19 protein-coding genes are annotated in these 13,049 nt (G+C 65.9%); 7 read left to right on the top strand and 12 right to left on the bottom strand.

What is annotated here, in order from left to right; translation table 11 throughout:
* Genes ACQUQO_RS06000 through ACQUQO_RS05990 form a run of 3 tightly spaced genes read right to left on the bottom strand, consistent with a single transcriptional unit; the run spans position 1 to position 2,113 of the window.
* The gene (locus tag ACQUQO_RS06000; protein ID WP_435077058.1) at positions 1–756 is read right to left on the bottom strand and encodes a hypothetical protein; all 756 of its coding nucleotides are present in this window, start codon (positions 754–756) and stop codon (positions 1–3) included.
* Complete coding sequence (locus ACQUQO_RS05995) at positions 753–1,130, bottom strand: DUF7532 family protein (RefSeq protein ID WP_435077057.1); 378 nt, start codon at positions 1,128–1,130, stop codon at positions 753–755. The genes ACQUQO_RS06000 and ACQUQO_RS05995 overlap by 4 nt, the downstream gene beginning before the upstream one ends.
* A 38-nt stretch (positions 1,131–1,168) precedes the next feature.
* The gene (locus tag ACQUQO_RS05990; RefSeq protein WP_435077055.1) at positions 1,169–2,113 is read right to left on the bottom strand and encodes an NOG1 family protein; all 945 of its coding nucleotides are present in this window, start codon (positions 2,111–2,113) and stop codon (positions 1,169–1,171) included.
* A gap of 97 nt (positions 2,114–2,210) precedes the next feature.
* On the opposite strand from ACQUQO_RS05990, the gene ACQUQO_RS05985 reads away from it, so the two are divergent.
* Positions 2,211–2,570 carry a DUF5518 domain-containing protein gene (locus ACQUQO_RS05985; RefSeq protein ID WP_435077054.1) on the top strand — a complete coding sequence of 120 codons (360 nt, stop codon included), beginning with the start codon at positions 2,211–2,213 and terminating at the stop codon, positions 2,568–2,570.
* Positions 2,571–2,573: 3 nt separating this feature from the next.
* On the opposite strand, the gene hisE is transcribed toward ACQUQO_RS05985, so the two are convergent.
* Genes hisE through ACQUQO_RS05965 form a run of 4 tightly spaced genes read right to left on the bottom strand, consistent with a single transcriptional unit; the run spans position 2,574 to position 4,143 of the window.
* The gene (gene hisE / locus ACQUQO_RS05980; protein WP_435077053.1) at positions 2,574–2,861 is read right to left on the bottom strand and encodes a phosphoribosyl-ATP diphosphatase; all 288 of its coding nucleotides are present in this window, start codon (positions 2,859–2,861) and stop codon (positions 2,574–2,576) included.
* Positions 2,858–3,316: a bifunctional nuclease family protein gene (locus ACQUQO_RS05975; RefSeq protein WP_435077052.1), complete on the bottom strand. Its 459-nt coding sequence runs from the start codon at positions 3,314–3,316 to the stop codon at positions 2,858–2,860. Before ACQUQO_RS05975 ends, hisE begins: the two co-directional genes overlap by 4 nt.
* Positions 3,317–3,354: 38 nt before the next feature.
* A complete protein-coding gene (gene pdxT, locus ACQUQO_RS05970) occupies positions 3,355–3,945 on the bottom strand; it encodes a pyridoxal 5'-phosphate synthase glutaminase subunit PdxT (RefSeq protein ID WP_435077051.1) in 591 nt (196 codons plus the stop codon).
* Between the two features lie 36 nt (positions 3,946–3,981).
* Positions 3,982–4,143 (bottom strand): preprotein translocase subunit Sec61beta, encoded by a 162-nt coding sequence (locus ACQUQO_RS05965; RefSeq protein ID WP_435077049.1) that lies wholly within the window; start codon positions 4,141–4,143, stop codon positions 3,982–3,984.
* A 104-nt stretch (positions 4,144–4,247) separates the two neighbouring features.
* Here ACQUQO_RS05965 and trxA point away from each other — a divergent pair, with 104 nt between their 5' ends.
* On the top strand, positions 4,248–4,517 hold the full coding sequence (gene trxA, locus ACQUQO_RS05960; protein WP_435077048.1) for a thioredoxin: 270 nt from the start codon (positions 4,248–4,250) through the stop codon (positions 4,515–4,517).
* Positions 4,518–4,629: 112 nt separating this feature from the next.
* Positions 4,630–5,094: a hypothetical protein gene (locus tag ACQUQO_RS05955; protein WP_435077047.1), complete on the top strand. Its 465-nt coding sequence runs from the start codon at positions 4,630–4,632 to the stop codon at positions 5,092–5,094.
* An 86-nt stretch (positions 5,095–5,180) separates the two neighbouring features.
* Here ACQUQO_RS05955 and ACQUQO_RS05950 read toward each other — a convergent pair whose 3' ends face one another.
* From ACQUQO_RS05950 to ACQUQO_RS05930, 5 genes are all read right to left on the bottom strand, one after another.
* Complete coding sequence (locus ACQUQO_RS05950) at positions 5,181–5,384, bottom strand: hypothetical protein (protein ID WP_435077046.1); 204 nt, start codon at positions 5,382–5,384, stop codon at positions 5,181–5,183.
* 53 nt (positions 5,385–5,437) lie between these two features.
* On the bottom strand, positions 5,438–6,250 hold the full coding sequence (gene otsB / locus ACQUQO_RS05945; protein WP_435077045.1) for a trehalose-phosphatase: 813 nt from the start codon (positions 6,248–6,250) through the stop codon (positions 5,438–5,440).
* Positions 6,240–7,748 (bottom strand): alpha,alpha-trehalose-phosphate synthase (UDP-forming), encoded by a 1,509-nt coding sequence (locus ACQUQO_RS05940; protein ID WP_435077044.1) that lies wholly within the window; start codon positions 7,746–7,748, stop codon positions 6,240–6,242. The genes otsB and ACQUQO_RS05940 overlap by 11 nt, the downstream gene beginning before the upstream one ends.
* A gap of 250 nt (positions 7,749–7,998) precedes the next feature.
* On the bottom strand, positions 7,999–8,379 hold the full coding sequence (locus ACQUQO_RS05935; protein ID WP_435077043.1) for an Hsp20/alpha crystallin family protein: 381 nt from the start codon (positions 8,377–8,379) through the stop codon (positions 7,999–8,001).
* Positions 8,380–8,794: 415 nt separating this feature from the next.
* Complete coding sequence (locus tag ACQUQO_RS05930) at positions 8,795–9,808, bottom strand: type II glyceraldehyde-3-phosphate dehydrogenase (protein ID WP_435077042.1); 1,014 nt, start codon at positions 9,806–9,808, stop codon at positions 8,795–8,797.
* Between the two features lie 135 nt (positions 9,809–9,943).
* On the opposite strand from ACQUQO_RS05930, the gene ACQUQO_RS05925 reads away from it, so the two are divergent.
* The 4 genes from ACQUQO_RS05925 (at position 9,944) to ACQUQO_RS05910 (ending at position 13,032) form a co-directional block, all read left to right on the top strand.
* Complete coding sequence (locus tag ACQUQO_RS05925; protein WP_435077041.1) at positions 9,944–10,909, top strand: aminopeptidase; 966 nt, start codon at positions 9,944–9,946, stop codon at positions 10,907–10,909.
* 42 nt (positions 10,910–10,951) lie between these two features.
* Entirely contained in the window at positions 10,952–11,596 is a 645-nt protein-coding gene (locus ACQUQO_RS05920) for an HVO_0476 family zinc finger protein (protein ID WP_435077040.1), read from the top strand.
* A complete protein-coding gene (locus ACQUQO_RS05915) occupies positions 11,596–12,219 on the top strand; it encodes a protein-L-isoaspartate(D-aspartate) O-methyltransferase (RefSeq protein WP_435077039.1) in 624 nt (207 codons plus the stop codon). The genes ACQUQO_RS05920 and ACQUQO_RS05915 overlap by 1 nt, the downstream gene beginning before the upstream one ends.
* 75 nt (positions 12,220–12,294) lie before the next feature.
* Positions 12,295–13,032, top strand: a complete 738-nt coding sequence (locus ACQUQO_RS05910) for a protein-L-isoaspartate O-methyltransferase family protein (protein ID WP_435077038.1) — start codon at positions 12,295–12,297, stop codon at positions 13,030–13,032.
* The last annotated feature ends 17 nt before the right edge of the window (positions 13,033–13,049 follow it).

Below are 13,049 nucleotides of genomic sequence, written 5' to 3'. Positions count from 1 at the left end.
TCAGGCCGGCGTGTACCGCCGCCCGCCGACGTAGAGTTCGTCACCGTGGGTGATGAGCGACCCCGAATCGGCGTCGAACGGTTCGGGCGCGTCGATGGTGCAGTTCGCGGCCAGCCGGTGGGTGCCCGGCCCGTTGGCCTTGATGGCGACCTCGCTCGCGGCGAGATGGCAGTTCACGAGTCCGTAGGACTCCATCAGCGTGCTCCAGATGGCGTAGCGGTCGCTCTCCGTGCCGATTCGACAGCGCTTTGCGAACACGTGGCCGTTCTTGCCGCTGATTGCCGCATCGCCGTTTCCGTGGAATACACAGTCCCGAAGGTCGACCGGCCCGGCGAACTGCGACAGACCGTCGAAGGCGATTCCCCTGATGGTGTAGTGGACCTGTTTGCCCTGATAGGTCGAGTTGATGCCAGAGCGCACGTCGACACGTTCCGGCTCGTCGGTGTCCCCGACGATTTCGAGCGTGCACTGGGCCTTCTGCACTATCGGCCCGGTGTGAATCGCCGGGGCCTCGTCGGTATAGGTTCCCGGCCGCACACGAATCGTCGTGTCGTGCTGGACGAATATGGGGAGTCGGTTGAACGCCTCCTGCATCGTCGCCAGCGGGTCGCTCTCGGTACCGGGATTGTCGTCATCACCACGAGTATCGACGACGAAATCCTGCGAACGCCGCGTCGTCAGCGGACGGCTCACGAGACCCCATTTCGGGATTTCCTCGTCGATACGCACCCACTGGCGGTCGGCCGAATCGCTCACTCCAACGCCTCGCGCGAGGCGGCGAAGCGCACGCGGCCATCGACCGTGGAACCGAGCGAGAGTTCGGCCACGTCCTCAGAAAGTACCCGTCCACCCTCGACCGGAACGCCCCATGTGTCGAAACGGAGGTAGCCACGAATGTCGTCGGCGTGGGTGAACAGGTCGAGATAGTCGACCGCATGTTCGGGAAACTCGCTCGCACTGTGGGCTTGGTCCATGTCCGAGTAGGCAGTGTCAAGGTCGGCGAAAAAGTCCTCAAGCCTGTCAGCGTCGCGCTCGGTGGCTTCGACCACGGTGTCCGAAACCGCCGCTATCTCGTCGGTCGAGAGACCCGCCTCGGCGAGCGCGCGCTGGGTGCGCTGGTCGAAATGCATACCCCCGATTCGAGCGCGGGCGGTGAAAGCGTCGCGGTCTATGGCAACTCGGGTTCGTAGCCGACCGCATCGACCGCCATCGAAACCGTTTCCTCGATGCCCTCCTCGCTTTCGACGCTCAGGTAGTGGTCGGCCTCGATGTCGCGCGAGCGGTCGGCCTTCGCACAGACGGTCAGGACAGGCACGTCGAACCGCTCGGCAACGGCGTCCCGGAGCGCGAGCTGGTCGGACAGGGGATAACCGCAGGCCTCGCTCGCATCGACGAAGACGAGCACGCAGTCGGCGACATGGGTGAGCGCGCTCTCGGCCTGTAATTCGATTTCGTTACGCTTCTCCTCGCGGTCGAGCAGCCCCGGCGTATCGACCAGTTGATAGCGGATGTGCTCGCGCGTGAGGTGGCCGACGCCGATTCGCGTCGTGGTGAACGGGTACGAAGCGGTCTCGTGGCGCGCGTTCGTGACGCGGTTGACGAAGGTGGATTTCCCGACGTTGGGAAAGCCCGCGACGACGATGGTCGGTTCGTCGGGGCGGATGTCCGGCAGGACTTTGAGTTCGTCCCGGGCCGCGTTGAGTCTGTCGAGGTCCTCCGCGACTTCCTCGACGACGTCCGCAAGCCGGGCGAACGCCTGCTTTCTGAGCTTGCGCGCCGTCTCGACGTCGCCACCCAGCCGCCCCTGATACTCGCGTTTTATCTCGTCGGTCTGGTTGCTCGCCCAGCCCACCTCCGAGAGGCTCTTTCTGAGTTCATCGACCTCGACGATGGCGTCGGCGAGTTCGTAGTAGAAGGGGTCGACCGTGTCGAAGTCCGGCCAGCTCGTCACGACGTGTTCCAGGTTATCCGAGAGGACGTTCGATGCGGTCTGGAGCATCGAGCGCTGGGCCTCGACGCCGGACTTCGCTCGCCCGGCCCGCGCCGCCCGCGAAAACGCCCGGTCCACCAGTTCCTCGGCGGTGGGCGTCGTCGGCAGGTCTTCGAAAATCATGCAGTCCGTACTGTGTACGCACGTAAAAGCGCGTCCGTCGGGCGCTCGGCGTGCCTGCCGCCGACACGGATTTATTACCCGGCCGAGTACGGGCGGTATGACGAACTGGCGAGCCGTGGGAATCGGCTTCCTCATCGAACTGGTCCTCAGTATCGTTCTCGTTATCGTTCCCGGTCTCGGGCAGCTCGCCGCCGCGCTCATCGGCGGGTTCGCCGCCGGGTACGTCGCCGACGGCGGACTCACCAGTGGGTTCTGGCATGGGTTGCTCGCGGGTGCGCTCGGCGGCGTTATCGTCGCCGTCATCATCGGCCTGTTCGGGTCGGCGGTGCTCGGGCTGGGCGGTGGCGGTGCCGGCGTCGCCTTCGGTCTCGGGGTGACGTTGTTCGCCATCGCCGTCTTCTTCATCATCGCCATCCCGAGCGCCGTGGCCGGCGTGGTCGGCTCGGTGGTGAGCTGACGTTCACCGCCGCGCGCGCAGTTCCTCGCGGAGTTCGTCGAGGCTCACGCCCTCCATCGCCAGCAACACGAGCAAGTGATAGACGAGGTCGGCGCTCTCGGCAACGAGTGCCTCGCGGTCGCCGTCCTTCGCCGCGAGCACGACTTCCGTACTCTCCTCGCCGATCTTTTCGAGCACGGCGTTTTCGCCTTTCTCGTGGGTGAACAGCGACGCCGTGTAGGAGTCGTCGGGAAGCTGTTCCTGTCGCTCTTCGATGACCGCCACGAGGTCGTCGAGCACCCCATCGTTCACAGGTCGCCCACCTCGCGGATGTCGTCGAGTTCCTCGAACGCCTCGCGCTCACGGCGGCCTTCCTCGAAGACGCCGGGGTCGACCTCGATGGGGGCGTTCGTGCGGGCGGCGAGCGCGAGCGAATCGCTCGGGCGCGCGTCGATGACCCGCTCGCCGCGGGGCGTCTCGACGTGGAGGTCGGCGGTGTAGGTCCCTCCCTCCTCACCACCTTCGATGGCATCGACGACCACGCTATCGACCCGGCCGCCGAGTTCCTCGACCACATCGAGCAGGAGGTCGTGGGTGAGCGGTCGGCCGATGTCGACGGCGTCCATCCCGCGGGCGATGGCCGAGGCCTCGTCGAACCCGATGAAAATCGGTAGGTAATCCGATTCGCCGTCCACGGTCAAAAGCACGACCGGCACGGGTCCGGAGGGCGTGCCCGCGATGCGGACGGCATCGATGTGGGCGTTCATGGCTCTTCGAAGGGCGCGCGCGATGAAAAACTCTGGCACTACTCGTCCGCCGACTCGAAGAAGGCAAGCCCGTGAATCCGCGCGTCGTCGGTGAGTTCGGGATGGAAGGCGGTGCCGAGAACGGGACCGTCGCGTACCGCCACCGGCTGGCCGTCGAACGTCGCCAGCACTTCGCAGTCGCCCGTCTCGTCGATGCAGGGCGCACGGATGAACACCGCCGGGAACCGCTCTTCGAGACCTGTAACGTCGAGTCGAGTCTCGAAACTGTCGCGCTGGCGGCCGAAGGCGTTGCGTTCGACCGTCGCATCGACGAGGTTCAGGTGTTCGACGCGCTCGTCGCCGGCGTCCCGACAGGCGACGATGAGACCGGCACACGTCGCGAGCAGCGGTTTGCCCGCTTCGACGTGGGTGACGATTTCCTCTCCCATCCCCTCGCGCTGGAGGTGGTTCGAGATGGCCGTCGATTCCCCGCCCGGCAGGAGGAGGAGGTCGCAGTCGGGTATCGTCCCCGACGAGCGGATTTCGACCGGCTCGGCACGCTCGCCGTGGGCACGGGCCGCGCGCTCGATGGCCGCCGCGTGCTCCCTGAAATCACCCTGCACGGCGATGACGCCGGCCATGAGACTCATACCGACAGCACGTGGCTCAGTCGAAAAAGTCCCGCGTTACAGCCCGATGCGCATCACCATCACCAGGATGCCGAACGCGATCCCGAAGGCGACCACCGTTTTGGGGTCGAGTCGGATGGCGTTCTGGTCTTCGGCGTCGAAATATCTTACCAGTCCGGCACTCGACATCAACCCGCCGGAGTTCTGACCGCTGCTCATATCCGAACTGTGGTGGCTGTGGGCCTAAACCTTTCGTCGGGCTGCGGACGAGACGGGGGGTGGGAAACGCTTATCAGCGCCACGCGTCAAATTCTCGCCGGAACATGAGTGTTCGACTGAAAGATTTCTACGCGGACTGGTGTGGTCCCTGTAAGACCCAAGACCCGATTCTCGAAGAGCTGGAGGAGGACATGGATGGCAGCGTCGAGTTCGAGAAGATCGACGTCGACCAGGAGCAGGAGGTCGCCAACGAATACCAAGTACGGTCGATTCCCACGCTCGTCGTCGAGAACGACGACGGCGTCGTCGAGCGGTTCATCGGCGTCACCCAGCGCGAGGAGATCGAGAGCGCGCTCGAAAAGGCCGGCGCGTAAATCGCCCGTTTCCCGCCAGCCGAACCCACCATCCACGCCCGGAACCGTTCGCAATCACATCATCGAACCCGAACATCGGCATATTTTAGTGTTCGAGGGATGACGGAAATCTATGGAGACACGAAGCGTGGTCATAGGTATCGTGGTCGCCGTGGTCGTGGGTGCGGGAGTCGCGGGTGTGGCGACGGCGTTCGACAGACTGGTCGGTCCGGACCCGCCGGAAGTAAGCGTCGAGCGAATCAACGAGAGTCATGCCGCCGTCTCGTGGACGACCGACCGGCCGACCCGGGGCACGCTCTCGACGCTCACCCAACATCGGTGTAACGGCTCGTGGGTCGGCGTCAACACCATCAACGATTCGTCGCGGTCGCGCACGCATCTCGTGGTCGCGCCGATTTACGAACTGAACCGCTCACATGTGAACCGAACGCGGGCGAGCCTTCCCAACGACTCGTATGCCAAACAGTACATGCAGGCACCGCCGAAACGATACGAGGTGACGGTCACGGTCCACGGCGATGGCTCGGCGGCATCGAAGACGGTTTTCAAGCGCACCCTCAGTCGAGCCTGTGGCTAACGACAGTCGTTATAAATGATGGTTCGGATGAGCCATCCCGAAACCCGCCGGCGCATCCCGAATCGGCCGAGAAAGGGACGTTTTTGCTATCGAACGCGCTGGTAGATCCGGATGAGCACCTCGGCGACGATACCGACGATGCTCCAGCGATAGGAGAGGGCAGCCGCACCCAGCAGGAGGGCAGCGATTTTCCGCTCGCCACGGTAGAGCGCCAGCCCGGCCTCGACGAGCATCGAGATGGCACTGACTTGTCCCGACCGCTTCGACGTGAACGCGTCTGCGAGTCCCATACTTCCGATAGGGAGGCAAAACGGATAAGCACGCGGGCGGCAGACGCCGGCAGTTACGATTCGGCGGCTCCGAGCGCGTCGAGGCCCTCGTGGGCGAGCCAGTCGAGGAATCGCGTCACTTCTTCAGGACTTTCGATGCGGTAGTCCGCCGCCGTCTCCGTTCCGGGACCGACGTGGACGCCGATGCCGATCCCCGCGAGCGCTCGGAAGGCCGCCTCGTCGGTCGTGTCGTCGCCGATATATATCGGGAGCCAGCCGTCGTGGTCGGCGTCGAGAAGCAAGAGGGCATCACCCTTGTCCCACGCGACCGCCGGCGTGAGTTCGACGATGTCCTTTCCCGTCGATAGCTCGAACTTTCCGGGCGCGACCCGGCCAACGGCCGATTCGACGGCATCGTGGACCTCGTCCCGGCGTTCGGGAGCCGTCCGGTAGTGGACGGTGGCGCTCACGGATTTGTCCTCGACGAAGCAGTCGGTACCGGCGAGGCGTTCCTCGATGTCGGCGACGATTCCGCCGAGGTCGCGCCGCCGGCGCTCGGCGACCGGATGGACGGTCGTCTCGCCGTCCTTGTGGAGTTCGAGACCGTGGTTGCCGGCGTAGTCGATGCCCTCGATACCGACGCGCTCGCGGAGGTCGGCGAGTTCGCGGCCGCTGATGACCGCCACCCGCACCCGGTCGTGGTCGCGGAGGCGTTCGAGGGCCACACGGTTGTCGCTCCCGATTGCGGGGGCGTCGGGGTCGGTCTCGATGCCCGCGAGCGTGCCGTCGAAGTCCGTACAGAAGAGCATTCCCTCCGCGTCCGCCACACGCTCGCGTATCGCCGGGAGACGGTCGAACAGCGCCGGCGGCGCGACCTCAGTCGTCATCGGCGCGTTTCGCCCGAACTTCTTCGACCGCATCGAAGACGCTCGCCATCCACGCGTAGAGGTCGTGCGATTCGACCTGTTCGCGCAGGGCGACCATCCGCTCGGCACGCTCTTCGGTGTCCATCGTCAGCGCCGTCTCGATGGCGTCGGCGAACGCGTCCGTATCGTAGGGGTTGATGGTCAGCGCCTGCTCGCCGAGTTCCTCGTGTGCGCCGGCCTGGTCCGAGAGCACCAGCACGCCGTCGTCGTCGACTTGGGCGGCGACGTACTCCTTGGCGACGAGGTTCATCCCGTCTCGCACCGCGCTCACGAGCATCACGTCCGAATGGCGATACAGCCCGCAGAGTTCCTGTTGGGGGATGAACTCGTTGATGTAGACGACCGGTTGCCAGTCCGCAGTGCCGAAACGGTCGTTGATGCGCTCGATGGTCTCGCGGACTTCGGTCTGGAGGTCCTGATAGTCGGGGATGAGCGAGCGGCTCTCGCTGGCCTTCTGGACGTACGTCACCGCTTCCCGGTAGTCGGGTTCGACCTCCCAGAGACGTTCGAGCGCTTCGAGGCGCTCGACGATGCCTTTGGTGTAGTCGAGCCTGTCGACGCCGACGACCACGCTCGTTGCCGCATCGATGTCGTGGGTCGCGCGGAAGTCGTCCCAGAACTCCGCGCCGGCCTCCTCGCTGCACTCGCGGATGGACTGGGCGTCGATACCCATCGGGAACGGCCGGACGACGGTGGTGTGGCCCTCGTAGTTGACGCGGCCGCCTTCGGGGTCGATGAACGCGTCGTCGAGGGCCTCGTCCACACAGTCGAGGAAGTTCTCGCAGTAGCGCTCGACGTGAAAGCCCAGTAGGTCGTTGCCCAACAACCCTTCGAGCAGCTGTTCGTGTTGGGGACACGCCCGAAAGGTGTCCCAGCCGGGCCACGTGATGTGCCAGAAGTGGGTGAGGAAGGCACTATCAGGAACGGCCTCGCGCACCTGTCGGGGCGCGAGCGTGAAGTGGTAGTCCTGAAACCAGATGAGGGAATTCTCGCCGGCGGTCTCGATGACGGCGTCGGCGAAGGTCTCGTTGACCTGCTGGTAGCGCTGCCAGTAGCGCTCGACGTACTCGGTCTTCATCGTGCCGCCGTGACAGAGCGGCCAGAGGACGCGATTGGAGTAGCCGTAGTAATACCCCTCGACCTCCTCGTCGGTGAGCCAGAGGCGTTTGAGGGTGTAGGCCTCCGACTCGGGCGGCATTCTGACTGTGCCATCATCGTCGGTCACGTCGGCGTCGGCCTCGCCGTCGCCCCACGCGATCCACGTCCCATCCGTTTGCTGCATCACCGGGTCGAGACCTGCCGTCAGACCGCCGGCCGGTCGGTTGACAGTGATGGAGCGCTCGCCGTCGGTTCGCTCGTAGCTGTGCGTGTACGGCTGGCGATTGGAGACGACGACCAGCTCGCCGTCGCCGACCGCCGGTGCGATTCCGTCGTCCGTTGCGCTGTGTTCAGCTCCCATGGAGAGTGCTCGTTTCGGTCTGCTTCCGTGTGCCCCCATTCAGTCGCATTGCTTATAGTTCATGGCCTTGCTCGGCCTGTGTCCGTGGCTTGCCGTCGCCGGCCTTTATCAATACTGGTCGACGCAATCCGGTGCCGTGGTGCGCTCGCAGCGCTGGGGGCCGTGACGAAGCGGCTACGGCGCGGTCGCTGCCCGCGAGCGTCACATGAGCGAATTGAAACGAGCGAGCGCATCCGATAAGGCGTCCGCCTCAGAGGTCGATGTCGGCGGAGGTGTTGGCACGCTCGAAGACAACTTCGAGAACCCCGTTGTTGTAGGTCGCGTTCGCCGACCCTTCGTCGACGCGGACCGGCAGCGAGACGCGTTCGTCGAACTCGTGGCGGTCGCTCGTGGCCTCGATGGTGACGCGCCGGCCGTCGCAGGTGAGGTCGATGGCCTCCTTGTCGACGCCCGGCAGGTCGGCGATCACGCGCACGAGGTCGCCGTCCTCCTGGACGTCGATGTGGGCATCGGTGCCCATGCTGTCGGTGCGAACGTCGACGTTGCCGTTCATCATGCCGTTCATCATCCGCTCGATTTCGCTGAAGATGTCCTCGAAGGGGTCGCGGTCGTCGCGGTCGCCCGGTTGCATGGCCGTGAGTAGGAGCGGACGGGACAAAAGGGTTCGGCGTCCCACTTTTTTCATCGTCGGGTGTTCTCGCGCGCCTTCGGCGCGCTGCGGGCACCACTCCTCGAAAAACCTGGACTAAAAAGAGCCACTCGCCTGCGGCTCGTTCGCGGTAAACCGCGCTCACTGCGTTCGCGCGGATGCTATTTTTCCACCTCCGCTACCGGTCCGCGACCGCCATATGCCCCCCCCCCAACCGATTCGCTCGTTCCCTTCGGTCACTCGCTCATCCACTGGCAGAGCGAAGTCGTCCGGAAGACGCGTAGCGTCTTCCGAACCACTCTGCCAAGCCTGCACTCGCTTGCGTTTGTGCAGACCTCGCATGCCGTTTCGCGCGCCACCGCATACCGATTCGTGACAGTTTGTGGATACTACGTCCTCAGAGACCCATTCCGAGCGCGTCGTTCGTCGTTTGGATGCTCTCGTCGGCGTCGGCCGCCCCCGCAACCGCTCGGATGGCGTCGACGTTCTCGGGCACGACGTCGGACTCCTGATGGATGGCCTGAAACAGGTAAAGGTCGTCACCTTCCACCGAGACGGATTCGCCCCAGATGCAGTTCTCCCAGAGGTCGCCGCGCGGACGGCCGGCATCGAGCGCGAGTTCCTTCAGTTTGCCCGCGCCGTCGATGTCGAGATGTTCGGGAATCACGAACATTCGTGACTGATTTTCGAGGAGTTCGCGCACTTCCGCGGCGGTGGCATCGCCGTCGAGCGAGACGTTGACCGAGTGGGTGTGCATCAGGGTCGCGGGCACCTTGAGACCCAGCGTGTCGATGGCGAGGTCCGGAAAGACGGTTTGCACGTCGGGACCGTGATGGGAAGGAATCGTCCGCGGGTCCGGCAGAACGTCGTTGATGGGACCGCGGCCGGACTGAGCCGGGTCGCCGCCGCGCCGGACGAGCGTCGCGCGCACCTTCTCGATGCCGTATTCCTCTTCGAGCGGGGCGACCAGCCGCGACAATCCCGTGGTGTTACAGGAGACGACACGCACGTGGTCCGCGCCGACGGCATCGGCGAAGTTCGCGCGGGCGTTGAAGCTCGTGTCCACCAAGTCGGCGTCCTCGCCGCCCTGATAGAGCGCGGGCGTGCCGTGGCTCTCGTAGAGCGATTTGTTCTCCGCGCCGATGCCAGAGGGTGTGGCATCGACCATCACGTCGGCCGCCTCGACCAACTCCTCGACCATGCCGGCGAGGTCGATGCCCGCCTCCGCGAACCGTGCGGCGCGCTCCTCGATGGCCGCATAGAGCGGGTAGCCGTTTTCGACGGCGCGCTCGGCCTCGAAGTTCGGTCGCGTCTTCGCTACCCCGACGAGTTCCATGTCCGGCTGGGCGACGACCGCGTCCGCGACGCGCTTGCCGATGGTGCCGTAGCCGTTGACGCCGACGCTGAGCATACCGGTCATGTCCGACCGACCGGGATAATCGTTTCTACTGTCGCCCGAATCGAGCGGGACTGTCGGGGAGGTGGCGACCCATCGCCGGCGGGTGCCGGCCGAAAGCCTCACACACCGCTCCCTCCTCGATGGCGTATGAGCCAATCGACCGATGGGACGCTCGACAGCGCCGCCGAGACGGCGGTCGACCAATGCCTCGCGCTCGGGGTCGACGAATCCTGTGCCGTCGTCACCGACGACGAGCGCCGCCCCATCGGGCAGGCGCTGTACGATGCCGCATGCGCGGTGAGCGACGACGTCGTGTTGCTGCGCTACCCGCCGGGCGACCAGCACGGCACCGAGCCGCCCGCGCCCGTCGCCGCGGCCATGCGGGGGGCGGATGTCGTGTTCTGCCCGACGACGAAGAGCTTGAGTCACACGCGCGCCCGCTCGGGAGCGAACGAGGCCGGCGCGCGCGTCGCAACCCTGCCGGGCATCACCGAGGACGTGTTCCGTACCGGACTCGATGCCGACTACCGCACCATCGAGCGTAGCTGCGAGACGGTGCTGGATGCGGTCGCCGACGCCGAGGAGGTGCGCGTGACCTCGCCCGCGGGAACGGACATCACGTTCGAGCCGGGCGAGCGCGAGTGGCTCGCCGACACGGGCATCGTCCACGAGCCGGGCGCGATGTCGAACCTCCCGGCGGGCGAGGTGTTCGTCAGTCCCGAGACGGCGAACGGAACCTACGTCGTCGACGGCACGATGATGCCCCACGGGCTGCTCGATAAGGAAATCGAGTTCACCGTCGAGGACGGGTTCGTGACCGACATCTCGGACCGAGAGGTCCGCGAGCAGGTCGAGCGCGGTGCCGAGGAGGTCGGCGACGATGCCTACAACCTCGCCGAACTCGGCATCGGGACGAACATCGCCGTCACCGAATTGGTGGGGTCGGTACTGTTGGACGAGAAGGCCGCCGGTACTGTCCACATCGCCATCGGCGACGACCACGGCATCGGTGGCGACGTCCAAGCGCCGCTGCATCTCGACGGGATTTTGCGCGACCCAACTGTGTATGCCAACGGCGAGGCAATCGACCTGCCGACACCGAGCGCGGCGTAGCGAACGCCACGGGCTTTTATCCGTGCGACCGGTAAGCCGTCCATGAGCGAAGCCACCGAGCGCGTCGGCACCACCTGTCCGGCGTGTTCGCCCGACGCACCCGTGGTCCACGAGCTGCTGAAATCCGGCGGACAGGCGACCGTCCGCTGTGGCGACTGTGGCCACGTCCACAAGACGCGCCTCGAAACACCCGACACCGAACAGCGCGACGTCATCGTCTCCCAAGAGGGGGAGTCGTTTGCGACGACCACTGAAATCCCAAGCGAGGAGCGACTGGCCGTCGGTGAGGAGTTCGTCCTCGACACGCCAGAGGCACTTCTGACTGTGCGAATCACGAGCCTCGAAGTCGAGGGCGGGCGCACCGACGAGGCGGGCGTCGCCGAGGTCGAAACCCTCTGGACGCGCGTCGTTGGCAACGTCGCCGTCGACGTGACGCTCAACCCCTCCGGCGGCGGTGACGAAACGCGCAGCATCGAACTCCGCGTGCCCGGCGACTACGAGTTCACCGTCGGCGAGGAGGAGAGCCTCGCCGACGAGAGCTTTACGGTGAAGGGCATCCACCTCCGGGCGGACGCCGAGGGCTACGGCTTCGAGCATCTCGACCACGACGGCGACATGGCCTTCGCCAAGGACGTCAACCGGGTGTACGCCGACGACGAGTCGAGTGGGGCGTGGTCGGTCTGGTGATGGACCACGAGCGAGCGCGCGAGCGGCTCGTTGCCCACCTCGACGAGCAGGGCCGCATCGAGCGCGAAGCCACCCGGGAGGCGCTGCTCGCCGTCCCACGCCACGAGTTCGTGCCCGCAAGCCAGCAGACGAACGCCTACGACGACCGGCCGCTCCCCATCGGCGAGGACCAGACGATTAGCGCCCCGCACATGGTGGCCATCATGACCGACCTGCTCGCACCCAATCCCGATGACTCGATTCTCGAAATCGGTACCGGCTGTGGCTATCACGCCGCCGTCACGGCCGCGATTGCGGGCACTGTCAGGAGCGTCGAGTACCACGAAGCGCTCGCCGAGAGCGCCCGCGAGCGCCTCTCGAAACTCGATTACGACATCGCCATCCGCGTCGGCGACGGTCACGACGGCTGGCCCGAGCACGCACCTTACGACGGCGCGTATCTCACCTGTGCAGCGCCCGACATCCCGGAGACCGTTATCGAACAGGTCCGTCCCGGCGGGAACATCGTCGCGCCCGTTGGACGGCAGCAGCAGACGCTCGTCCGTGCCCGGCGGCGGGCCGACGGCGGACTCGACAGGGAGACCCACGGCGGCGTGCGGTTCGTCCCGATGCAGGGCGAATAAAAGCTGTTCTCGCTACGCCCGATAGCACGCACCCGAAGGCACGCGATTCAAGGCAGCGCGAAGCGAACTTCGGCCATGGAGCCTGCGGCGGTGCGCGAGGACATGGTCGACGGTCTCGAACACGAGAGCAAGGGGGTCGTCGAAAGCGAGACGCTCAGCGTGGCGATGCGGAACGTGCCGCGCCACGAGTTCCTCCCCGAGGAGAGCGCGGCCTACGCCGACCGGACGACCGAACACGCGAACACGCGCGTGCTCGCGCCCAGCACTGTGGCGCGCCTGTTCGAAGCGCTCGCGGTCACGCCCGGCGACAGCGTGCTCGTCGTCGGTGCCGGCGTCGGTTACACGGCCGCGGTGGCCGCCGAAATCACCGGCCAAGAAAACGTTCACGCCGTCGACATCGCTCGCCGGCTCGTCGTCGATGCGCGTCGGAACCTCGCGCAGGCCGGCTACGGTGGCGTGCTCGTCGACAGGCGCGACGGAACCCATGGATTCCCCGAGTACGCGCCGTTCGACCGTATCCTCCTCGAAGCCGCGACGGTACGCCCGCCGCGTGCGCTCGTCGACCAACTTTCACCCACAGGACGACTCGTCGCGCCCGTCGGCAGCCACGACCAGTCGCTCGTCGCCATCGGTGGCGATGACGAGCGCGAGCGGTTCGGCCCGGTGCGGTTCGCGCCGCTGCTCGTTGAGGGCGAGCAGTCCGACGCTGTCGAGCGCAATAGAACTGTTCGGGAGGACCGCGAGCGCGCACGGGCGGGCACGAAGCGGCGCAACGGCTGGGAGCACGACTGGATCGACTGGGACCGCCAGTAACCCTCTCGTACGATGGC

The sequence above is a fragment of the Halococcus sp. AFM35 genome, assembly GCF_051195015.1.
Taxonomy (GTDB): Archaea; Halobacteriota; Halobacteria; order Halobacteriales; family Halococcaceae; genus Halococcus.
The sequence above is the reverse complement of the archived record's forward strand: the minus strand, read 5'-3'. Positions and strand labels throughout refer to the sequence as shown.